This is a genomic window from Haemophilus paraphrohaemolyticus (assembly GCF_002015045.1).
GTDB classification, from domain to species: domain Bacteria; phylum Pseudomonadota; class Gammaproteobacteria; order Enterobacterales; family Pasteurellaceae; genus Haemophilus_A; species Haemophilus_A paraphrohaemolyticus.
Genome location: NZ_MUXX01000003.1, coordinates 133,303 through 156,222, shown reverse-complemented (window position 1 = coordinate 156,222; position 22,920 = coordinate 133,303). Strand labels below are relative to the sequence as shown.

The 22,920-nt window shown below is 42.6% G+C and carries 13 protein-coding genes; 3 read left to right on the top strand and 10 right to left on the bottom strand.

Features of this window, described 5'->3' with window-relative positions:
* Positions 1-10: 10 nt before the first annotated feature.
* From B0184_RS10840 to B0184_RS02910, 10 genes are all read right to left on the bottom strand, one after another.
* Positions 11-268: a DUF4747 family protein gene (locus tag B0184_RS10840; protein ID WP_078177607.1), complete on the bottom strand. Its 258-nt coding sequence runs from the start codon at positions 266-268 to the stop codon at positions 11-13.
* Positions 269-272: 4 nt separating this feature from the next.
* Positions 273-914, bottom strand: coding sequence for a DUF4747 family protein (locus B0184_RS02950; RefSeq protein WP_005709413.1), 642 nt, complete (start codon positions 912-914; stop codon positions 273-275).
* Positions 915-1,025: 111 nt separating this feature from the next.
* Positions 1,026-4,715: a methionine synthase gene (gene metH, locus B0184_RS02945; RefSeq protein WP_005709384.1), complete on the bottom strand. Its 3,690-nt coding sequence runs from the start codon at positions 4,713-4,715 to the stop codon at positions 1,026-1,028.
* 149 nt (positions 4,716-4,864) lie between these two features.
* Entirely contained in the window at positions 4,865-6,016 is a 1,152-nt protein-coding gene (gene fucO, locus B0184_RS02940) for a lactaldehyde reductase (RefSeq protein WP_005709476.1), read from the bottom strand.
* Between the two features lie 66 nt (positions 6,017-6,082).
* The gene (fucP, locus tag B0184_RS02935; protein ID WP_005709414.1) at positions 6,083-7,369 is read right to left on the bottom strand and encodes an L-fucose:H+ symporter permease; all 1,287 of its coding nucleotides are present in this window, start codon (positions 7,367-7,369) and stop codon (positions 6,083-6,085) included.
* A gap of 40 nt (positions 7,370-7,409) precedes the next feature.
* Complete coding sequence (gene fucA / locus B0184_RS02930; protein ID WP_005709426.1) at positions 7,410-8,057, bottom strand: L-fuculose-phosphate aldolase; 648 nt, start codon at positions 8,055-8,057, stop codon at positions 7,410-7,412.
* Positions 8,058-8,117: 60 nt separating this feature from the next.
* Entirely contained in the window at positions 8,118-8,552 is a 435-nt protein-coding gene (gene fucU / locus B0184_RS02925; RefSeq protein ID WP_005709431.1) for an L-fucose mutarotase, read from the bottom strand.
* Between the two features lie 20 nt (positions 8,553-8,572).
* Entirely contained in the window at positions 8,573-10,006 is a 1,434-nt protein-coding gene (gene fucK, locus B0184_RS02920) for an L-fuculokinase (RefSeq protein ID WP_005709529.1), read from the bottom strand.
* Positions 10,007-10,126: 120 nt separating this feature from the next.
* Positions 10,127-11,893: an L-fucose isomerase gene (fucI, locus tag B0184_RS02915; RefSeq protein WP_005709492.1), complete on the bottom strand. Its 1,767-nt coding sequence runs from the start codon at positions 11,891-11,893 to the stop codon at positions 10,127-10,129.
* A gap of 466 nt (positions 11,894-12,359) precedes the next feature.
* Positions 12,360-13,109 carry a DeoR/GlpR family DNA-binding transcription regulator gene (locus tag B0184_RS02910; protein ID WP_005709531.1) on the bottom strand — a complete coding sequence of 250 codons (750 nt, stop codon included), beginning with the start codon at positions 13,107-13,109 and terminating at the stop codon, positions 12,360-12,362.
* Positions 13,110-13,330: 221 nt separating this feature from the next.
* Here B0184_RS02910 and B0184_RS02905 point away from each other — a divergent pair, with 221 nt between their 5' ends.
* The 3 genes from B0184_RS02905 (at position 13,331) to rpoC (ending at position 22,772) form a co-directional block, all read left to right on the top strand.
* Positions 13,331-13,849, top strand: a complete 519-nt coding sequence (locus B0184_RS02905) for a hypothetical protein (protein ID WP_005709514.1) — start codon at positions 13,331-13,333, stop codon at positions 13,847-13,849.
* A gap of 329 nt (positions 13,850-14,178) precedes the next feature.
* Complete coding sequence (gene rpoB / locus B0184_RS02900; protein ID WP_039851581.1) at positions 14,179-18,207, top strand: DNA-directed RNA polymerase subunit beta; 4,029 nt, start codon at positions 14,179-14,181, stop codon at positions 18,205-18,207.
* Between the two features lie 278 nt (positions 18,208-18,485).
* A complete protein-coding gene (rpoC, locus tag B0184_RS02895) occupies positions 18,486-22,772 on the top strand; it encodes a DNA-directed RNA polymerase subunit beta' (protein ID WP_005709524.1) in 4,287 nt (1,428 codons plus the stop codon).
* Positions 22,773-22,920 lie beyond the last annotated feature (148 nt).

The window sequence follows — 22,920 nt, the reverse complement described above, 5'->3', positions numbered from 1 at the left end:
ATTATAAATCCTATTTAATTATCTCATTGTGAGTATCAAATGCTGTTTCTATTAAGCGTTTTTCTGCAGGATCTTCTCCTCTATTTTCTTCATTTCTATCAGCCTCATACGAAGTTTTAATAACTAGATTAGTTTCTTCTGTAGAAATTTTCCATTTTTCATTCTCAACATTTACTCCTTCGGCAACAACTTTCCCATTAGAGGCTGCAATTTTAATTTCTGCTTTTAAATCCTCATCGAGAACTAAATTTTCCTCTTTAGTTGATATATATTCAGTTCTTTGTTTTTTTAAGGTTACGTTTCTTCATTTTTTCTAATAAAGTTTGTTCTACACAACCAATATCATCAGGATTAGGTCGAACAATATCTACAATTAACTTATCAATATCGTTTCTATTAATTAGTCTTTCTACCTCTGCTGAATCAGGTTCAATAGTAACTTCTATATCCCCAAATTTTTGAGAAATTTCTTTACTTTGAATTAATAACTCAAATAATTTTTTAGCTTTCGTAATTCCAAATAGGTTCTGCTTATGCTTTGTTTGAATGTACAATCTATGACCTTTTGGAATAAAAACAAATGGAATTTTGACAAAATGTGGTCTTAAATGCTTTGGCACAATTAATGATTTTTTCTCTTCATCAGTTGCAGCTTTCTTAGTTCTAGTATTCAAACAATCTCGTTCGGGATCTATTTTGGCATACTTATATATTTGACCAAGAAAGTAACGTTGTTCTCCATATTGCTTGCTTACATTTAATTCACCTATACAAGCCGCATGAGTTTCGTCTAACTGAGCTTCAACATCATCGTTATTTAATGTATGAAATAAATTTTCATAAGATAGCTCACCTTTGTCATGATTGTGCATTGCAATATTCAAAACCGCTATTTCAAGTCTGATTTTAGTCATATTTATTTCCTTAGTTCTATGTATAAAGTTCGTAAAATAGTATTATATTTAACGTAAAACGTGGCATCTATAGTTTAAATTCCTATTTGTTACCTGAGGTTTTATTATTCCCTACTTCATCGCCACACCCAACCATTTCAACATCTCTCTCTCATCCCAGCCTTTACGTTTGGCATAATCTTGAGCTTGGTCTTCATCGATGCGACCTAAAGTGAAATAGTTACTTGCAGGGTGGGTGAAGTACCAGCCGCAGACGGAAGCGGCAGGCCACATGGCGTAGCTTTCGGTGAGTTTCATGCCGATGCGTTGTTCCACTTCTAATAAATCCCAAATCAAGGCTTTTTCCGTATGTTCTGGACAGCTTGGGTAACCAGGTGCAGGGCGGATGCCGACATAGTTTTCATTGATTAAACCTTGATTGTCGAATTCTTCTTGCGTGTAGCCCCAAATGCGGGTGCGTAGCTCAAAGTGCAGATATTCCGCCATTGCTTCGGCGAGGCGGTCGCCCACAGCCTGTAGCAAGATAGCATTGTAGTCATCGCCCGCTGCTTTATAGCCTTCCACTAATGCCATTTCTTCAATACCCGCACAGACGGCGAACATCCCCATCCAGTCTTTTTTGCCGCTTTCGCGATCGGCAATAAAGTCACTTAGGGCAAAGTTAAACGGGCTTTTGCTGTTTTTACCACGTTCCGTTTGTTGGCGTAAGCCGTAAGCCGTACCAATGGTTTGCGTACGTTCTTCATCAGAAAATAGCACCACATCGTCGCCCACACGTTCCGCAGGGAAGATGCCTAAAATACCGCTTGGGTTGAGTTTGTGGTTTTGTTCTAATTCATCCAATACCACTTGTGCATCATTCCACACTCTTCGTGCTTCTTCACCGCCTTCCGGATAATCAAAGGCATCAGGGTAGCCGCCCATCAAGCCCCAAATACGGAAGAATGGTGACCAGTCGATAAATTTGCGCAGTTCGGCAATTGGTACGTTTTTAAATTCGACAATGCCCGTTTGTTTTGGTGTTGGTGGCACATAATCCGCCCATTCGCCACTAAAGCCGTCAAAACGGTTGGCGCGTGCTTCTTCAATACTGAGTTGTTTACGCAGAGGTTTGCGATTGGCAAAAGATTGTTGGATTTTTTCGTAATCTTTCTTGAATTGTTCCCATAATGCCGCACGGCCTTCCGGGTTCATCAAAGTTGCGCAAACCGTTACCGCTCTTGATGCATTAGAGGTATAGAACACACCATGTTGCTTGTATTTTGGATAAAGTTTAATCGCAGTATGTTCTTTAGATGTGGTTGCACCGCCGATCAACACCGGCAAGTTCAACCCTAAACGCGTCATTTCGCCAAGGAAGTATTCCATTTCGTCTAAAGATGGCGTAATCAAACCGCTCAAGCCGATAATATCCGCTTTTTCATCAATGGCGGTTTGAATGATTTTATCCGCCGGCACCATCACGCCTAAGTCGATCACTTCAAAGTTATTACATTGCAACACCACGCTCACGATGTTTTTGCCGATGTCATGCACGTCGCCTTTCACGGTGGCGATCACCACTTTGCCGTTGCTGGAGCCTTTTTGTTTGGTGGCGTTGATAAACGGCTCTAAGTACGCCACGGATTGTTTCATCACGCGCGCCGATTTCACCACTTGTGGGAGGAACATTTTGCCGTCGCCGAATAAATCGCCCACTACGTCCATGCCAGCCATAAGCGGGCCTTCGATCACCTCTAACGGCGTTGGCAATTTTTGGCGCGCCTCTTCGGTATCTTCGATGATATGCGTAGTAATCCCTTTCACGAGTGCGTGTTTTAAGCGTTCTTCCACAGGCCACGTGCGCCATTCAGCGACGGAATCTACCGCACTTTCATCGTTGCCTTGGTTGCGATATTTTTCCGCAATATCCAATAAACGCTCTGTGCCATCCGGCGTGCGGTTTAAGACGGCGTCTTCAATCACATTGCGTAATTCCGGATCAAGATCATCGTAAATCGCGAGCTGTCCTGCATTCACAATTCCCATATCCATGCCTTGTTTGATCGCGTGATAGAGGAAGACGGCATGAATGGCTTCACGCATCACATTGTTACCACGGAATGAGAAAGACACATTCGACACCCCGCCCGAGATTTTCGCGTGTGGTAGGGTACGTTTAATACGACCTGTGGCGTTAATGAAATCCACGCCGTAATTGCTGTGTTCCTCAATCCCTGTGCCGATGGCGAAAATATTTGGGTCAAAAATGATGTCTTCTGGCGGGAAGCCAACTTGCTCGACTAAGATGTTATAGGCACGGGTACAGATTTCCACTTTACGCTCTTCGGTATCGGCTTGCCCCACTTCATCAAATGCCATCACCACAACGGCTGCACCGTATTTACGCACCAATTTAGCCTGATGGATAAATTTTTCCTCACCTTCTTTTAAGGAAATAGAGTTAACGATTGGTTTACCTTGTACTGACTGCAAGCCAGCCTCAATCACTTCCCATTTAGACGAGTCAATCATCACTGGCACTTTGGCCGCATCGGGTTCCGTCGCCATAATGTTGAGGAAACGGGTCATGCATTTTTTGCCATCGAGCAAGGCTTCGTCCATATTCACGTCGATCACTTGCGCTCCGTTTTCTACTTGGTCGATAGCAATTTCAATGGCTTCGGCAAATTTATCTTCTTTAATTAAACGCTTAAATTTCGCCGAACCTGTCACGTTATTACGTTCGCCCACGTTCACGAATAGGCTTTCATCATCAATATTGAGAGGTTCTAAACCTGACAAACGCATTGCTGTTTTGATTTGTGGCAACTTGCGTGGCGGGATGTTTTCTACCGACTCGGCAAAGGCTTTAATGTGTTCCGGTGTGGTACCACAACAACCACCGATAATGTTTACAAAGCCACTTTCAGCCCACTCTTTTAAGTGAGCAGCCATCTCTTCTGCCCCTAAATCGTAGCCACCAAAGGCATTTGGTAAGCCAGCATTTGGGTGGACGGAAACATAGGTTTCGCTGATTTTAGATAGTTGTTCAACATATTGGCGAAGTTCTTTCGGGCCTAGCGCACAGTTCAATCCGAATGTCAGTGGTTTAGCGTGACGGAGGGAGTTATAGAAAGCCTCGGTAGTCTGCCCAGAAAGAGTTCGTCCTGAAGCATCAGTAATGGTGCCAGAAATCATGATTGGCAATTCCACGCCTAATTCTTCGAATACGCTTTCAATGGCAAAAACTGCCGCTTTAGCATTAAGCGTATCGAAAATGGTTTCGATCATAATTAAATCCGCACCGCCTTCAATTAAGCCTTTTGTTGCTTGGGCATAAGCATCCACCAATTCCATAAAAGTCACATTACGGAAACCAGGATCATTTACGTCTGGTGAAATGGAGGCTGTACGGTTTGTTGGCCCTAACACGCCCGCGACAAAGCGAGGTTTTTCTGGTGTGCTATATTTATCTGTTGCCAAACGAGCTAATTTTGCGCCAACAAAATTGAGTTCATAAGCGATAGATTGCAAGTCGTAATCCGCTTGAGCAATCGTAGTTGAACTAAAAGTATTGGTTTCAATAATATCTGCACCCGCTGCTAAATATTTCTCATGAATAGCGGAAATTAGCAGTGGCTGAGTTAATGTCAGTAAATCATTATTACCGCGTAAATCGACCGCACTTTCCTTAAACTTCTCGCCTCTAAAATCGGCTTCTGTCAGTTTATATTTTTGGATCATCGTCCCCATCGCACCGTCTAAAATGAGAATACGATTTTCTAGAGCTTGTTTAAGTTGAGCGGTTTTGTTGGTCATAGTTTTATTCCGTAAAATATATCAGTAATGCAGGAATGATAGGCAGATGGAGAGAGGGTGTCAATAAAACGCAGTCACAAAAAAGCCCGATTATTCAAACACGACAAATAATCGGGCAATACGGAGTTGTGTATTTATTATAGTTCTAATTAAAAGGCAGTTTTGTAGATTTCTAGGATCTCTTCTGCTGTACAATCACGCGGGTTGCCGCCTGTACATACATCTTTCAACGCATCTTGAGAAAGGGCAACTAAGTCCTCTTCTTTCACGCCAATCATATGTAATTTTTCAGGAATGCCAACATCGTGTGAAAGTTGTTTTACCGCGTTAATCGCTGCTTGACGATACTCTTCTTGGCTCATGTCATCAACGCCTTTAACGCCCATTGCACGTGCAATTTCACGGAATTTCTCACCTGTTGCTGGTGCATTGAATGCTAAAACATAAGGTAATAACACCGCATTTGCAATGCCGTGTGGTGTGTCGTAGTAAGCTGAAAGAGGATGAGCCATACTATGTACAATACCTAATCCCACATTTGAGAAGCCCATGCCTGCAACATATTGACCGAGAGCCATACCTTCACGGCCTTCTTTGGTGTTTTCTACCGCACCGCGTAAGGAGCTAGAGATCAAGCGGATTGCTTCTAAGTGTAATGCATCGGTTAATGCCCAAGCAGCTTTGGTAGTGTAACCTTCAATGGCATGAGTTAAGGCGTCCATACCAGTTGCTGCGGTTAAGCCTCTTGGCATACTGCTCATCATTTCTGGATCGACTAATGCAACAATTGGAACATCATGCACGTCAACACAAACGAATTTGCGTTTTCTCTCTTCATCAGTAATAACGTAGTTAATTGTCACTTCAGCAGCAGTCCCTGCGGTAGTTGGAATAGCGATAATCGGTACACATTTATTACGCGTTGGCGCTACACCTTCCAGTGATAATACGTCACTAAATTCAGGGTTATCGATAATAATCCCAATCGCTTTTGAGCTATCAATTGGTGAACCGCCACCAATAGCAATTAAGTAATCCGCACCGCTGGCTTTAAATTTTGCTACGCCTTGCTTAATCACCTTTACGCTTGGATTGGCTTTTACTTCATCAAAGATCTCGTAAGGTAAGCCTGCTTCATCTAACAAGCGGGTAACTTTCTCAACAACTTTGAATTTCACTAATTCTTTATCAGTTACGACAAAAGCTTTTTTAAATTGGCGACTGCGTACTTCATCAACAAGATGTCCAATCGCGCCTGTACCATGATAACTGGTTTCATTAAGAATGATTCGATTAGCCATAATAGACTCCATGATTTTACAAATTAAAGAAGAGGGGAAGATGGCACATCCTGTGCCATCAGAAATTTATTTTAAGACTTTCCAGCATCTGTAACCGTAGATAGTAATTACCACAAAACAGATAAGAGGTAAGATGAATGAGAAGTTTACAGCTGGGATGCCCATAACAACGCCTTGGTCAATGATCATACCTTGTAGAGGTGGCATTAACGCACCGCCTACAATCGCCATTACTAAACCTGCTGCACCTAAAGTTGATTCTTCTTTCAAGCCATCTAAAGCGATACCGTAGATAGTTGGGAACATGAGAGACATAAAGCCTGAAGTTAAGATTAAGCAATATAAACCCCATACTCCGTCGATGAAAATGACACCTAGGATGCTGAAGAATCCGCCGATAGCAAAGAGCATTAACATAAATTCAGCTTTAAGATATTTCATTAAACTGGTGCTGATAAAACGGCTCACAATGAAGATACCCATCGCAATAATGTTAAAGTTTTGACCTTCCGCTTTAGTGAAACCTAAACGCTCAGCGTATTGTACGATGAATGTCCAACACATGATTTGCACACCCACATAGAATACTTGTGCAATCACACCTTCACGATATTTCGCTTTTTGAATTAGGCGACCAAAAGATTCTTTAAATGAGATACGAGCAACTTCTTCTACTTTTACTGCTGGCATTTTATAAAGACCGATGATGACAAGCACGGCAACTACCACAAAACCTAGTGCTACATAAGGGTCACGAATTTCAGCTAAGTCATGAGTACGAATACCCATTTTTTCTGCTTCTGAAAGCGTATGGAAAATTAAGTTACCTGCAGCATCGCGTTTGTCTGATTCTAAATTAGTCAGTACTAATTGAGAGGCAACGAACATCCCTGTAATTGAGCCTAGTGGGTTGAAAGATTGTGCAAAGTTTAAACGACGAGTTGCAGTTTGTGGATCGCCCATAGCTAGAATATAAGGGTTTGCTGTGGTTTCTAAGAAAGCCAAGCCGAAAGTTAAGATATAAAGTGAAATTAAGAAGAAATTGAACACTTCATATTTTGCGGCAGGCCAGAATAAGAAGGCACCAATCGCATAGAGTACTAACCCCAACATAATGCCGGCTTTATAGCTATATCGGCTGGCAAAAAGTGCGGCAGGGATTGCCATTGTGCCGTAACCGCCATAGAAGGCAAATTGTACTAGTGCGGCTTCAGATGCTGGAATTTCCATTACGGTTTGGAATACGGCAACCATTGGGTTGGTAATATCATTCGCAAATCCCCATAGAGCAAATAAACTCGTAATTAAAATGAAAGGGACGAGATATTTTTTTTCTAAAACTTTGGTGCTCATAAGATTTTCCTTATATTAAGTAGATATGAACTGCCTTGGATTATTCTTCAATACGTAATCCGTAAGATTTAAATTTTTCAAGCACAACTGCCATTTGATCTTTGTTAAGAAGCGGAATATCTAAGCCTGTTGCTAAAAGTTGTAAATACCATGAAGCTAACACTTCAACCTCATGAGCTAACCATAAGGCTTTATCAAGGTTTTCTTCACAAGCAATTAAACCGTGATGTGAAAGTAAAATAGCTTTGCTTTCTTTAATCCCTTCGCGGACATAATCAGCTAATTCATGGGTGCCGAAAGTAGCATAAGGTACGCAAGGAATATGATCTGTCCCACCAACTGCAATCATATAGTGAATTGGCGGAATCGGTTTTTCGAGAATAGAAAGCCCTGCACAGTTTTTCGCGTGGTTATGTACTACTGCATTCGCTTCTGGGCGTGCTTGGTAAACCGCTAAATGGAATTGCCATTCGCTTGAAGGAAGTTTGCCTTCTTCGTGTTTACCGTTGTTATCTACGTAAACAATATCTTCTGGGCGAGTGAGTTCGTACGGTTTCCCTGTCGGCGTGATGAGCATACCGTCTTTATAACGTACGCTCACATTGCCTGCTGTGCCTTGGTTTAAACCAAGACGAGTCATTTCTAAACAGGTATGAATAATTTTTTCGGAAAGTTCTAGTCGGTTCATTTGATCACCTTTTTATTGTAAGATTAGTAAAATTTCTAAGATTTTTAACCGCTTGTAGGGTTATTCCACAGGCGTAACGCCTTTCTTAATAATCACATTGCCATATTTGGCAGTTTCGCCTGTGATTACTACGGCATAAGTTTTTTTAGCACGCTCATAAAAAGCAAAGCGTTCGACGCGTTCTACTTTTGGTGCAGTGCCGTTAATTTTTTTGATAGCTTCTAAATAACGAGCTTCTACGCTTGGATCGAGGTTATCTCCTTCTACTGCTTGCATCATTGCTAATGGTGCTTCAATGTATTGGTCGAATTCAAACAGCGGGGTAATGCCAAGCAATAAAGTTGGGATGTCAACACCATCAGCACGAATTACTTTGTGATGTAATTGGTGTGCTGGAAAGTGAGCATCAGAAAGGACCAATTCATCGCCATGTCCCATTTCTGCTAAGGTTTTTAGTAATTCTGGGGAAATTGCAGGGTGGATGCCTTTTAACATAGGGTGTCTCCTTTTATTATTTATTTGTAATACTGGCTGTTTTCTGAGGGCTCAACTCTTGTCACACTTGGTTTCATTGCTTGTTGTGCGGCTAATGGCGAGTTAAATTGCCCTGCACCGAAGAAAGTAAACATCGCCGCACCTAAAACCGTGGTTTCCGGGAAATCCACCACATCAACTGGACAATTCAGCACATCGGCACGGATTTGATTCCAAAGGGCATTTTTCGAACCACCACCTACGCAAATTAAACTTTCAGCATTGAAGTTGCCTACTTTTTGCAAGAGCTGTAAGCCATCTTTTAGGCGGTAAGCCATATATTCCAAACCTGCACGGTAAATTTCTCCTCGTTTGGTATGCATTGAAAGCCCAACGATTGATCCCATTTGATTGGTTGTACCATCAAAATTCCCAATAAGTTTTACACCATTTGCCCCCGCGGGAATGGCACGAGCTTCATCAATCATCGTACGATAATAAGCATCCGTGCCAGCCACTTCAGTAAAGAAGCGTTTGCCAAGCCATTCCATAATGCCCGAAGCTACCCATTGCACACCAGGATTGAAGCAGCCCGCTTGACTATCAAATTCAATGGTTAAACCATGTTGTGCAAACTGCCATTCTGGTTTTGCTTGTTGAGTACGAGCCATCAAAATTTCCCAAGTCCCCGAGCTTAAAACAGGTTGGTTATAATCTGCTCCTGATCCAAAAATCGCAAATTGAGTATCGTGTCCGCAAGAAATCACAGGAATATCAGCACTCAAGCCTAACTCAACTGCAAGATCCGCTTTTAATCCGCCAATGACCTCACCTGCACTTTTCATTGGTGGGAAATGCTCTTTGCTCAAGCCCAATAAATTCAATACTTCGTCGTCCCAAGCATCTTGCTCAATACAAGTCATCATAGAAGTCCCTGCCATTGTGCGGTCTGTGCTTTGCACGCCAGTTAAACGATAGGTCAAGATAGACGAAATAAACATAAAACTATTTGCTTTGGTATAAACCTCAGGTTGATGCTGTTTAAGCCAGAGCAGTTTGAATAGGGTATTAAAGCTGTAATGTCCTACACCATTACGTTGATAAAGTTTTTCTACATCAATGTAATTTGCGAGGCTTGTCATAATTGGTAAGGTACGTGGGCATTTCCACGAAATAATCGGATAAAGTTGGTTGCCCTGTTTGTCAAATAACGCACCATCCACGCCAAAGGTGGTCACGGAAATGCCCACAATTTGCTGACGTTGTTCTGGGCTTAATTCTGCTAAGGTTTGTTTCGCACAGGTGAGCAATTTGCCCCAAATTTCATCAATCGCCCAGATGTGATAATCTGGATTTTCTACCCCAGGTTGAGTGTTATTGGGTAGATGGTGAGCACTTAAAATCTTCCCTGTATCATCAATAGCAATGGTGCGAAGGTTGGTTGCACCACAGTCGAAGATAAATGCAATTGCCATGGTTATCTCCTTGTTTGTAGGGTGTGTGAACAATGTTCACGCACGCAAGCGGTCGATTTTTTTATAGGTTTTGTAAAACGTGCGTGGATTTCACCAATCCACACACCCTAAGGATTGTTCCTATTTATAAAGCGGTCCAAAGTTCGCACAAGCACGGTAGTCTTGACCTTCTTTATCTTGACCAAACATATTCCATGCACTTGGACGGAAGACATCTTTTTCTTCCACGTTATGCATATTAACTGGAATACGAAGCATAGAAGCTAAGGTAATTAAGTCTGCACCAACATGTCCGTAAGTGGCTACACAGTGGTTTGCACCCCAGTTTGCCATCACAGAATACACATCTTTGAATGCACCTTTACCATTTAGGCGAGGTACGAACCAAGTCGTTGGCCAAGTTTCATTGGTACGTTTATTTAAGATGTCGTGTACATTTTCAGGTAACTCAATTGACCAACCTTCTGCAATTTGAAGAACAGGGCCTACGCCTTTGATAAAGTTAATGCGGTGCATGGTAAATGGCATACCACCTTTGGTGAGGTATTGAGAAGATAAACCGCCCCCACGGAAGTATTCATACACAGCAGGACACCAACGAGTATTTTCTAAGCAGCGTTTGCCGTCTGCCTCAGTCACTTCCCAAGCTGGTTTCACTACAGGATTGCCATCTTTGTCTTGGTGTTGACCTGTACCATCTAATGCGGCAGAACCAGAGTTGATTAAGTGAATGAAACCGTTTTCTGGGCGCCAGCCAGTTACACGTTCTACTGAGTCTTCACTCCAGTAAGTACGTACGTCAGCAAAGATTTGAGCTTGACCAGTTAAAAGGTTACCGAACAACATATTTACGGCATTTAAGCTGTCATTTTCAGTGGCAAGAATGTATGGAGAACGTACACCATTCCAGTCGTAAGTTGAGTTCAACATCGCTTCCATAAAGTCGCCATTTGGACGATGGTCTGTCCAATGACGTTGACCTTGGAAACCTGCTGCAATCGCATTGTGGCCTAACGCTTCTTCGCCAAAGTTGAGTTCAGCCAATTTTGGATTACCGACCATTAAATCGCGTGCGATGATGGTCATTTTGATTAAAGTTTTACGTAACTCCGCTCTTTCTTCCGCATTCATTTGATTTTCTGGTGCGTTTACATCAACACCGTCAATGCAGTATTCGTTAGCCCATTTAAGTGCTAATTCATACTCTTCGTAGTCGTAAATGCCACGGTCGATACGGCGGGTAATTTCAGACATATCCACGTATTCGTTACGCATGCCCAAGTATTCTTGGAAGAATGGTTGGTTCACAATAGAACCTGCAATACCCATCGAAACAGATCCGATAGAGAGGTAAGATTTACCGCGTAAAGTGGCAACCGCTAAACCAGCACGGGCAAAACGTAATAATTTTTCACGCACATCCGCTGGAATAGTTTGGTCGTCAGCTTCTTGCACTTCATGGCTGTAAATAGAGAAGGCAGGTAAACCAAGTTGGTTATGACCAGCAAGGGCGGCAGCGAGGTAAACTGCCCCTGGGCGTTCTGTACCGTTGAAACCCCAAATTGCTTTTGGTGTGTGTGGATCCATATCAATGGTTTCAGAACCATAGCACCAGCAAGGGGTCACCGTAATCACCGCACCGACATTCTCACGTTTAAATTTTTCGGCACAAGCGGAAGATTCTGCCACGCCACCGATGCAGCTGTCTGCGATTACGCATTCCACGAAATCGCCATTAGTATGACGAACTTCTGAGCTAATTAATTTCGCCACAGCTTTCGCCATATTCATTGTTTGATCTTCGAGTGATTCACGCACTCCTAAACGGCGACCGTCGATGGTTGGGCGGATACCAATTTTCACGGGAGTGGATTTCAAAGCAGTCATAGCATTTCTCCTGATTGGTTGAATAAAGAAAATTTCTGTTTTTTATTATTCACAGGGAAACCAATTTTTGAATAAAAACGCCATTTTATGTTCAGTTTTGTGAACGAGATCACAAAAATAACCGCTTTTTAGTAGATTGGGAGGGAAGTTGAATACCCGTTTTCGCTCCAAAGTGGCGGAAACGGGCATAGTTTATCTTTACAAATTGCTAAAAAACAACCGCTAGAATTTCTTCCAGTGGTTGAAAATTTATCTATTCAACATTACAAGGTTGGTACAAGATATTTTTTGATTGCTGTGAATGTCTTCACATCTAGTCGAGCCACAACCCGTCAAAGTCATCGCCACGACCATAACCATGATAATCAGAAATATCTTAGTCCTTTTACTGTGTCTTCCCTCGTAAAAGAGCGTTGATCACAATTGAAAGGGCTAGGTTTATGTTGTGCTATTTCAGGCTAAACAGCTAAATCGCCCAAACCACCTCCGTTCTTGCTTGATAATCTGTCAAAATTTCGCATGTTAATGGCTTATCTGTAAACAGCTTATCTACTTCTTGTAAATCGCATAGTCTAAACACATCCTTACGCTCAATTTTGGAATGATCTGCCACTAGAAATTTTTGCTTGCTCATTGCAAGTACTTTGCGTTTAAACGGTAAATTGAGTTGGTTAGATTCCCAAATTGCTCCTTCATAAATTCCTGTGCACGAGAAAATTGCGATATCAATATGTAAGCGTGAGAAAAGATGTTCGGAAAAAGGGCCATAAAAGGCATCGTATTTTTCGGAATAAATTCCGCCTGTGGCAATTGTTTCGATATGTGGTTTATGGGCAAGCGAATGGATTATCCGCATAGAGCTTGTGATAATTTTGCACGGAATGTTGGGTAAGCGTTGGGCTATGTACCACGCAGTTGAGCTGGCATCAAGCACAATCACTGCATCTTCAAAAATATGCTTGCGAATCAGCTCAGCAATATGTTTTTTACCGTCATTGTGGGATTTCTTGCGGGTAGAAAAAGATTGCCCGATGTTCTGGCTTTGCAAACTCATTGCTCCCCCGTGCGTGCGATAGAGTTTGTTTTGGTCAGCGAGTTTGTTTAAATCGCGTCGGATAGTTTCAATTGATACCCCTAAATTCTCGGCAAGTTCGGCAGACCCTGCTTCTTCATACTCTTTAAGGTAATCTAAAATCAGCTCGTGGCGTTTTTCCATCATCACGTCCTGTAGTTTATAGGAAAAGATTTGCCAATTTTGGGCGAAATCAGACCGCTTGTCGAGCAAGAAAGACGGAATTAGGGAGGGAGATCACAAAATTGTTGAGGGGGAAGCGGTGGGATTTAGGTTGAATTTTGCAAGGAAGTATACTTCCGTTAGTTGTTATTGACATAACAACTAAAACAATACTGATTAACGTTTAATTAGAGGGTTTAAATATGGGATGGCTTGATGATATTTTTGATACAGTATCAGATGCGGCAGATTTTGTGTCAGATACAGTAGAAAGTGCAGTTTCAACAGTAGGCGATGTTGCAATGGGAACATTAGATGTTACTTTCAGCACCATTGAAAAAAGCGTTGATCTTGTTGGGGATGGGATTTCAGCAACAGTTGAAACAGTAAGTGATGTCGCAGATGCTGTTTCGGATTTTGCAAAAGAAAATCCGACTGTAACAACAGTGGCAGTTGCAGCAGCAGGTGTAGCAACTGCAATCGTTGCAGCACCAACAATCGCAGCAACACTAGGTGCAAGCGGTGTGTTAGGCACGGCAAGTACAGGCACGGCAATTAATACGTTAAGCGGAGCAGCTCTCAAAAGTGCTTCATTAGCTAAAATTGGCGGTGGTGCTAAAGCTGTTGGTGGCTTAGGCGTTGCAGGTGGCAAGGGCGTTATTGGTGCAACTGGTGGAGTTTTGGGCGGTGGTATAGGAAATAAATATTCTTCTGATAAATAGAACTTTAATCGCTCAAATTTTCGCAAAAAAATTGCTAAAAAAGCAAAAAGCTTTTATAATCTTCAACCATTTTTGCATAATTTTCGGCTGACGAATGATCGTCAGCCTTTTGTGCTTTTAGAAAATTCGGTTAACTTTGTCATTTTAGTGACTGAATTTGCAAATTCCTTCCCCTTTTTAACCGCTTGCAGTAGTGATTTTTGACTCAAGAGAGGAAAAAGGAAAATGACACATCGTACTAACAATTAACAATGCCACTTCCTGCCGAGTTTTCTCGTGTGGATTGTGAAATCTCAACCAAATACATAAAAATCAGAGGCTATCTACAAATGGCATACTCATATTCCGAGAAAAAGCGTATTCGTAAGAGCTTTGGCAAACGTCCACAAGTTTTGAACGTACCTTATCTATTAACTCTCCAACTTGATTCTTACGAGAAATTTATTCAACAAGATTCAGAAGGACAACAAGGTTTAGAAGCGGCATTCCGTTCTGTATTCCCAATTGTGAGCAACAACGGTGCAACAGAATTACAATACGTTTCTTACGAACTTGGCGAGCCTGTTTTTGATGTGCGTGAATGCCAAATTCGTGGCACAACCTATGCCGCGCCATTACGCGTGAAATTACGTTTAGTGACTTTTGACCGCGAAGCTGCAGCAGGCACGGTAAAAGATATTAAAGAACAGAATGTGTATATGGGCGAAATCCCATTGATGACCGATAACGGTACTTTCGTGATCAATGGTACTGAGCGTGTTATCGTTTCACAATTACACCGTAGCCCTGGTGTGTTCTTCGATTCTGACAAAGGTAAAACCCACTCTTCAGGTAAAGTGCTTTATAACGCACGTATTATTCCTTACCGTGGTTCTTGGTTAGACTTTGAGTTCGATCCAAAAGATAACTTATATGCACGTATCGACCGTCGTCGTAAATTACCTGCCACGATTATTCTTCGTGCCTTAGGCTACACCACGGAAGAAATCCTTTCGATGTTCTTCGAAAAAGTGAAATTTACCGTTTCAGGCGATAACAAGTTACAAATGGAACTTGTGCCAGAGCGTTTACGTGGTGAAACGGCGTTATTCGACATTGAAGCAGACGGTAAAGTTTACGTAGAAAAAGGTCGTCGTATTACGGCAAAACACACGCGCGATTTAGTGAAAGCAGGTGTGACCAAAATTGATGTACCAGTGGAATACATCGTGGGTAAAGTGTCTGCGAAAGATTACGTGAATTTAGAAGATGGAGAGATTATCTGTCCTGCGAATATGGAAATCTCTTTAGAAATGCTAGCGAACCTTTCACAGGCAGGCTATAAAGAGATCGAAGTATTATTCACCAACGATTTAGACCACGGGCCTTACATTTCTGAAACGTTACGTGTAGATCCAACTTACGACCGCTTATCGGCCTTAGTGGAAATCTATCGTATGATGCGTCCTGGCGAGCCACCAACAAAAGAAGCGGCAGAAGGCTTATTCGATAATATGTTCTTCTCTGCAGATCGTTATGACTTATCAGCTGTAGGTCGTATGAAATTTAACCGCTCTTTAGGCATTGCAGAAGGCGAAGGTTCTGGCGTATTAAGCAACGATGATATCATCGGTGTGATGAAGAAACTCATCGAAATCCGTAATGGCCGTGGCGAAGTAGATGATATCGACCACTTAGGTAACCGTCGTATCCGCTCTGTGGGTGAGATGGCAGAAAACCAATTCCGTATTGGTTTAGTACGTGTAGAACGTGCAGTGCGTGAGCGTTTATCTTTAGGCGATTTAGACGGTGTAACCCCACAAGATTTAATCAATGCGAAACCAATTTCTGCGGCAGTGAAAGAGTTCTTCGGTTCATCACAACTTTCGCAATTTATGGACCAAAATAACCCGCTTTCAGAGGTAACACATAAACGTCGTATCTCTGCACTTGGCCCAGGTGGTTTAACCCGTGAACGTGCAGGCTTTGAGGTTCGAGACGTACACCCAACCCACTATGGTCGTTTATGTCCAATCGAAACCCCAGAGGGTCCAAACATCGGTTTGATCAACTCACTTTCTGTGTATGCACGTACTAATAACTATGGCTTCTTAGAAACCCCATTCCGTAAAGTAGTGAATGGTCAAGTAACCGAAGATATTGAGTATTTATCTGCGATTGAAGAAGGTAAATACGTGATTGCACAGGCGAACTCAAACTTAGACGAAGAGTTCTGCTTTACCGATACTTATGTAACCTGCCGTGAACAAGGCGAATCTGGTTTATATAAACCTGAAGATGTTCACTATATGGACATTTCAACTCAACAAGTGGTATCGGTTGCGGCAGCATTGATTCCGTTCCTTGAGCATGACGATGCGAACCGTGCGTTGATGGGAGCGAACATGCAACGTCAAGCAGTTCCAACATTACGTGCGGACAAACCATTAGTCGGTACGGGTATGGAAAAACCAATCGCCCTAGACTCTGGTGTCGCGGTAGTTGCAAAACGTGGTGGTTTAGTACAATACGTTGACGCATCACGTATCGTGGTGAAAGTAAACGAAGATGAAACTATCCCAGGTGAAGCAGGTATCGACATCTACAACTTAATTAAATATACCCGTTCAAACCAAAACACCTGTATCAACCAAATTCCTTGTGTGAACTTGGGCGAACCAGTAGCTCGTGGTGAGATTCTTGCTGATGGTCCTTCAACAGATTTAGGTGAATTGGCATTAGGTCAAAACATTCGCGTGGCATTCATGCCTTGGAATGGTTATAACTTCGAAGACTCAATGTTAGTGTCTGAGCGTGTGGTTCAAGAAGACCGCTTTACGACAATCCACATTCAAGAGTTATCTTGTGTGGCACGTGATACCAAATTAGGTGCAGAAGAGATCACAGCCGATATTCCAAACGTAGGTGAATCTGCATTAAGCAAACTAGATGAATCAGGTATCGTTTATGTGGGTGCGGAAGTCAAAGGTGGCGACATCTTAGTCGGTAAAGTAACCCCTAAAGGCGAAACCCAATTAACCCCTGAAGAGAAACTTCTCCGTGCGATCTTCGGTGAAAAAGCGTCTGACGTGAAAGATTCTTCATTACGCGTGCCAAACGGCACTTCAGGTACGGTTATCGACGTTCAAGTCTTCACTCGTGATGGCGTAGAAAAAGATAAACGTGCATTAGAAATCGAAGAAATGCAGCTTCGTGAAGCGAAAAAAGACTTAACCGAAGAGTTAGAGATCTTAGAAGCGGGCTTATTCACCCGTGTTCGCAGCCTCTTAATTGAAGGTGGCGTGGCTGAAGCAGAATTAGACAAAGTGGCTCGCGAAAAATGGTTAGAGCAAACTTTAGAAGATGAAGCAAAACAAAACCAATTAGAACAGCTTGCTGAACAGCACGAAGAGTTACGCAAAGAGTTTGAACGTAAACTTGAAATAAAACGTAACAAGATTATCCAAGGTGACGATTTAGCGCCTGGCGTGTTGAAAGTGGTGAAAGTGTACCTTGCGGTGAAACGCCAAATCCAACCAGGGGATAAAATGGCGGGTCGTCACGGTAACAAAGGGGTTATCTCAAAAATTAACCCAGTTGAAGATATGCCGTATGATGAAAACGGTCAGCCAGTGGAAATCGTATTGAACCCATTGGGCGTACCATCTCGTATGAACATTGGTCAGATTTTAGAAACCCACTTAGGTTTAGCTGCGAAAGGTATCGGTGACCAAATCAACGCAATGATCAAACAGCAACAATCTGTAGCGAAATTGCGTGAATATATGCAAAAAGCGTATGACTTAGGCCACGGTTCACAAAAAGTGGATTTAAGCACTTTCTCTGATGAAGAGATTATGCGTTTAGCTCAAAACCTCCGTAAAGGTTTACCACTTGCAACACCAGTGTTCGACGGCGCGCACGAAACTGAAATCAAAGGCTTATTAGAGCTTGGCGGCTTACCAACATCAGGTCAAATTACCTTATTTGATGGTCGCACAGGGGAGAAATTCGAGCGTCCTGTAACTGTAGGTTATATGTATATGCTCAAATTGAACCACTTAGTTGATGACAAAATGCACGCACGTTCAACAGGTTCTTATAGTCTTGTTACACAACAACCGCTTGGTGGTAAAGCACAATTCGGTGGTCAGCGTTTCGGTGAGATGGAGGTTTGGGCATTAGAAGCATATGGTGCTGCTTACACACTTCAAGAAATGTTAACCGTGAAATCGGATGACGTGAACGGTCGTACGAAGATGTATAAAAACATCGTGGACGGCACGCACTATATGGAACCAGGTATTCCAGAGTCGTTCAACGTAATCACCAAAGAAATCCGTGCATTAGCGATTGATATGGAGTTGGATGAGGCGTAATTGAGTTTTGACGGAGAAAGAAAGCTCCCCTCTTTAGAAAAGAGGGACTGGGAGGGAGATTTGATAGTGATATTAACTTTCCCTCGGAACTCCGTTTAGGTTACTGCTAAATCTCCCCTACCCCCTCTTTACAAAAGAGGGGGATCAAAAAGTAGGGGCATCAACAAGCGGTGAAATTTCGCAAACATTTTGCAAAAATCGACCGCTTACAATCGACAAAATTTCATAAGGTGGGCATTGCCCACCAAACACAAACAACCTCAAACTAGGGGCAAAAAGTGAAAGACTTAGTTAAGTTTTTAAAAGCACAATCTAAATCAAACGATGATTTTGATGTAATTAAAATTGGTTTAGCCTCACCAGATAAGATCCGTTCTTGGTCTTTCGGTGAAGTGAAAAAACCAGAAACCATCAACTACCGTACCTTTAAACCAGAGCGTGATGGTCTTTTCTGTGCTCGTATCTTCGGACCAGTAAAAGATTACGAATGTTTATGTGGTAAATACAAACGCTTAAAACACCGTGGTGTGATTTGTGAAAAATGTGGCGTTGAGGTAACCCAAACTAAAGTTCGTCGTGATCGTATGGGTCATATAGAATTAGCTTGTCCTGTGGCACACATCTGGTTCTTAAAATCATTACCGTCCCGTATCGGTTTGATTTTAGATATGCCATTGCGTGATATTGAACGCGTGCTTTATTTCGAAAGCTATGTGGTCACAGAACCTGGTATGACTGATTTAGAAAAAGGTCAGTTATTAACTGAAGAACAATTCCTTGATGCAGAAGAGCGTTGGGGCGATGAGTTCGATGCGAAAATGGGTGCAGAAGGTATCCAAGCGTTATTACGCGATATGGATTTAGAGCATCAATGTGAAATGATGCGTGAAGAGTTACAAGAGACTAACTCTGAAACCAAACGTAAAAAAATCACTAAACGCTTAAAATTATTAGAAGCTTTCCAACAATCTGGCAATAAACCTGAGTGGATGATAATGACTGTATTACCAGTGCTTCCACCAGATTTACGTCCATTAGTGCCACTTGATGGTGGTCGTTTTGCGACATCAGATCTGAATGATTTATACCGTCGTGTGATCAACCGTAATAACCGTTTAAAACGCTTATTAGACCTAGTAGCACCAGATATCATCGTACGTAACGAAAAACGTATGTTACAAGAGTCTGTGGATGCGTTATTAGACAACGGTCGTCGTGGTCGTGCAATTACAGGTTCAAACAAACGTCCATTAAAATCTTTGGCAGATATGATCAAAGGTAAACAAGGTCGTTTCCGTCAAAACTTATTAGGTAAACGTGTTGACTATTCAGGTCGTTCGGTAATTACCGTAGGCCCATACTTACGCCTTCATCAATGTGGTTTACCGAAAAAAATGGCATTGGAACTATTCCGTCCATTTATTTACTCAAAATTAGAAAACCGTAGCATTGCTTCAACAATTAAAGCTGCGAAGAAAATGGTTGAGCGTGAAGAACCAATCGTATGGGATATTCTTGCAGAAGTGATTCGTGAACACCCGATTCTTCTTAATCGTGCGCCAACACTTCACCGTTTAGGTATTCAGGCGTTCGAACCAATCCTTATCGAAGGTAAAGCAATCCAGTTACACCCACTTGTTTGTGCGGCGTTCAACGCGGACTTCGATGGTGACCAAATGGCGGTTCACGTACCATTAACGTTAGAAGCGCAGTTAGAAGCGCGTGCGTTAATGATGTCAACCAACAACGTACTTTCACCAGCAAGTGGTGATCCAATTATCGTTCCATCTCAAGACGTTGTATTAGGTTTGTATTATATGACTCGTGAGAAAGTCAACGGTAAAGGCGAAGGAATGTACTTCTTAGACCCACGCGAGGCGGAAAAAGCCTATCGCACAGGTCAAGCGGAGTTACACTCACGCGTTAAAGTACGTATTACAGAATATGTGAAGAATGAAGCGGGCGAATTTGAGCCGAAAACTTCATTGATCGATACTACAGTTGGTCGTGCAATTTTATGGATGATCGCACCGAAAGGTATGCCATACAAACTGTTCAACCAAACGTTAGGTAAAAAAGCGATTTCTAAACTGATCAACGAATGCTACCGTCGTTTAGGCTTGAAAGAGTCTGTATTACTTGCTGACCAAGTAATGTATACAGGTTTTGCATATGCGGCACGTTCTGGTGCGTCTGTAGGTATCAATGATATGGTGATCCCAGCACAAAAAGAAGAGATCATCCGTGCAGCAGAAGCTGAAGTTGCTGAGATCCAAGAGCAATTTAACTCAGGTTTAGTAACCGCAGGCGAACGTTATAACAAAGTAATCGATATTTGGGCAGCAGCGAACGAACGCGTTGCAAAAGCGATGATGGACAACCTTTCTACGGAAGAAGTGATTAACCGTGAAGGTAACCCAGAAAAACAAGCTTCATTCAACAGCATCTTTATGATGGCAGACTCTGGTGCACGTGGTTCTGCAGCTCAGATTCGTCAGTTAGCAGGTATGCGTGGTTTGATGGCTCGTCCAGATGGCTCGATCATCGAAACCCCAATTACGGCGAACTTCCGTGAAGGCTTGAACGTTCTTCAATACTTTATTTCAACCCACGGTGCGCGTAAAGGTCTTGCCGATACGGCGTTGAAAACTGCGAACTCTGGTTACTTAACTCGTCGTTTAGTAGATGTAGCACAAGACTTAGTAATCATCGAAGACGATTGTGGTACTTCAGAAGGTATCGTAATGACGCCACACATTGAAGGTGGTGATGAAAAAGTACCATTACGCGAATTAGTATTAGGTCGTGTAGCGGCTGAAGATGTATTAAAACCAGGTTCAGAAGAAGTATTAATTCCGCGTAACACCTTAATCGATGAGAAATGGTGTGATGTGATTGATGAGAACTCTGTTGATAGCATTAAAGTACGTTCTGTTGTAACTTGTGATACCGACTTCGGTGTGTGTGCGAAATGTTACGGGCGTGACTTGGCTCGCGGTCACTTAATCAACCAAGGTGAAGCAGTGGGTGTTATCGCAGCACAATCAATCGGTGAACCAGGTACACAGTTAACCATGCGTACGTTCCACATCGGTGGTGCGGCATCTGCAGCAGCCAAAGAGTCTAGCGTACAAGTGAAAAACAACGGTACGATCAAGTTAGCAAACGCGAAATTCGTTACTAACAAGGATGGTAAGTTGGTATTAACTTCACGTAACACTGAATTAACCGTGATCGACACCTTTGGCCGTACCAAAGAGAACTATAAAGTCCCTTATGGTGCAGTGCTTTCTAAACACGACGGTGATGAAGTGGCAGTAGGAGAAGTAGTTGCAAACTGGGATCCGCATACCATGCCAGTTATCTCAGAGGTATCGGGTCGCATTCAATTCAGCGACATCGTCGATGGTTTAACCGTTACTCGTCAAACTGATGAATTAACAGGTTTATCATCTATCGTGGTACAAGATGTGGGTGAGCGTGCAACTGCAGGTAAAGATTTACGTCCAGCATTACGTTTAGTGGATGCACAGGGTAACGACATCTTAATCCCAGGCACAGACATACCAGCACAATATTTCTTACCAGGTAAAGCGATCGTAACGCTTGACGACGGTGCAGAAATTGCAGTGGGTGAAGCATTAGCACGTATTCCACAAGAATCTGTGGGTACGAAAGATATTACCGGTGGTCTTCCACGCGTAGCAGACTTATTCGAAGCACGTAAACCGAAAGAGCCAGCAATTTTGGCAGAAATCTCTGGTATCGTTTCATTCGGTAAAGAAACCAAAGGTAAACGCCGCTTAGTAATCACTCCTGCAGAGGGCGAAGCATACGAAGAAATGATTCCAAAATGGCGTCAGCTCAACGTATTTGAAGGCGAAATGGTACAACGTGGTGATGTGATCTCTGATGGTGCAGAAACGCCACATGACATCTTACGCTTACGTGGCGTACACGCGGTAACTAACTACATCGTAAACGAAGTGCAAGAAGTTTACCGCTTACAAGGGGTAAAAATTAACGACAAGCACATCGAAGTGATCGTTCGCCAAATGTTGCGTAAAGCGATTATCACTAACGCTTACGACTCTGAATTCCTCGAAGGGGAACAAGTCGAAGTGGCACGCGTGAAAATTGCGAACCGCAAACGTGCAGCCGAAGGCAAACCGTTGGTAGAATTTGAACGTGAATTGCTTGGTATTACCAAAGCATCATTGGCGACTGAATCATTTATCTCAGCGGCATCGTTCCAAGAAACTACCCGTGTACTTACTGAAGCAGCCGTTGCAGGTAAACAAGACGAATTACGTGGCTTAAAAGAGAACGTTATCGTAGGTCGTTTAATCCCAGCTGGTACAGGTTTTGCTTACCACAAAGCACGTGCAGAAAAACGTGCTGCGGCAGCTGCAGGACAAGCGGTTGATTTTGCAGAAACTTTTGCAAATCCAACTAACAGCTTTGCCACTGATGCAGACATTGAAGCAGAATTTGAGTTCGTCGCTGACGACGCAACCCAAAGCCTCGCAGCGTTATTAAACGCAGAGATGGAATCGGAAGAGTAATCTGTGTTAATTGTAGGTGGGCTGTTGCTGAGTTTATCGAAGCATTAGCCCACCGATTAGATAGAGAAAAGCCCTCAGGACTTTGCGTTCTGAGGCTTTTTGTTTATGCGCAAACGAAAATCTTTGCTAAAGCGATGATGAAGTAATA

Bases quoted from the DNA above. Each gene is read 5' to 3' on its own strand.
- B0184_RS02950 (WP_005709413.1), bottom strand. From the start codon at position 914: ATGACTAAAATCAGACTTGAAATAGCGGTTTTGAATATTGCAATGCAC.
- metH (WP_005709384.1), bottom strand. From the start codon at position 4,715: ATGACCAACAAAACCGCTCAACTTAAACAAGCTCTAGAAAATCGTATT.
- fucO (WP_005709476.1), bottom strand. From the start codon at position 6,016: ATGGCTAATCGAATCATTCTTAATGAAACCAGTTATCATGGTACAGGC.
- fucP (WP_005709414.1), bottom strand. From the start codon at position 7,369: ATGAGCACCAAAGTTTTAGAAAAAAAATATCTCGTCCCTTTCATTTTA.
- fucA (WP_005709426.1), bottom strand. From the start codon at position 8,057: ATGAACCGACTAGAACTTTCCGAAAAAATTATTCATACCTGTTTAGAA.
- fucU (WP_005709431.1), bottom strand. From the start codon at position 8,552: ATGTTAAAAGGCATCCACCCTGCAATTTCCCCAGAATTACTAAAAACC.
- fucK (WP_005709529.1), bottom strand. From the start codon at position 10,006: ATGGCAATTGCATTTATCTTCGACTGTGGTGCAACCAACCTTCGCACC.
- fucI (WP_005709492.1), bottom strand. From the start codon at position 11,893: ATGACTGCTTTGAAATCCACTCCCGTGAAAATTGGTATCCGCCCAACC.
- B0184_RS02910 (WP_005709531.1), bottom strand. From the start codon at position 13,109: ATGGAAAAACGCCACGAGCTGATTTTAGATTACCTTAAAGAGTATGAA.
- B0184_RS02905 (WP_005709514.1), top strand. From the start codon at position 13,331: ATGGGATGGCTTGATGATATTTTTGATACAGTATCAGATGCGGCAGAT.
- rpoB (WP_039851581.1), top strand. From the start codon at position 14,179: ATGGCATACTCATATTCCGAGAAAAAGCGTATTCGTAAGAGCTTTGGC.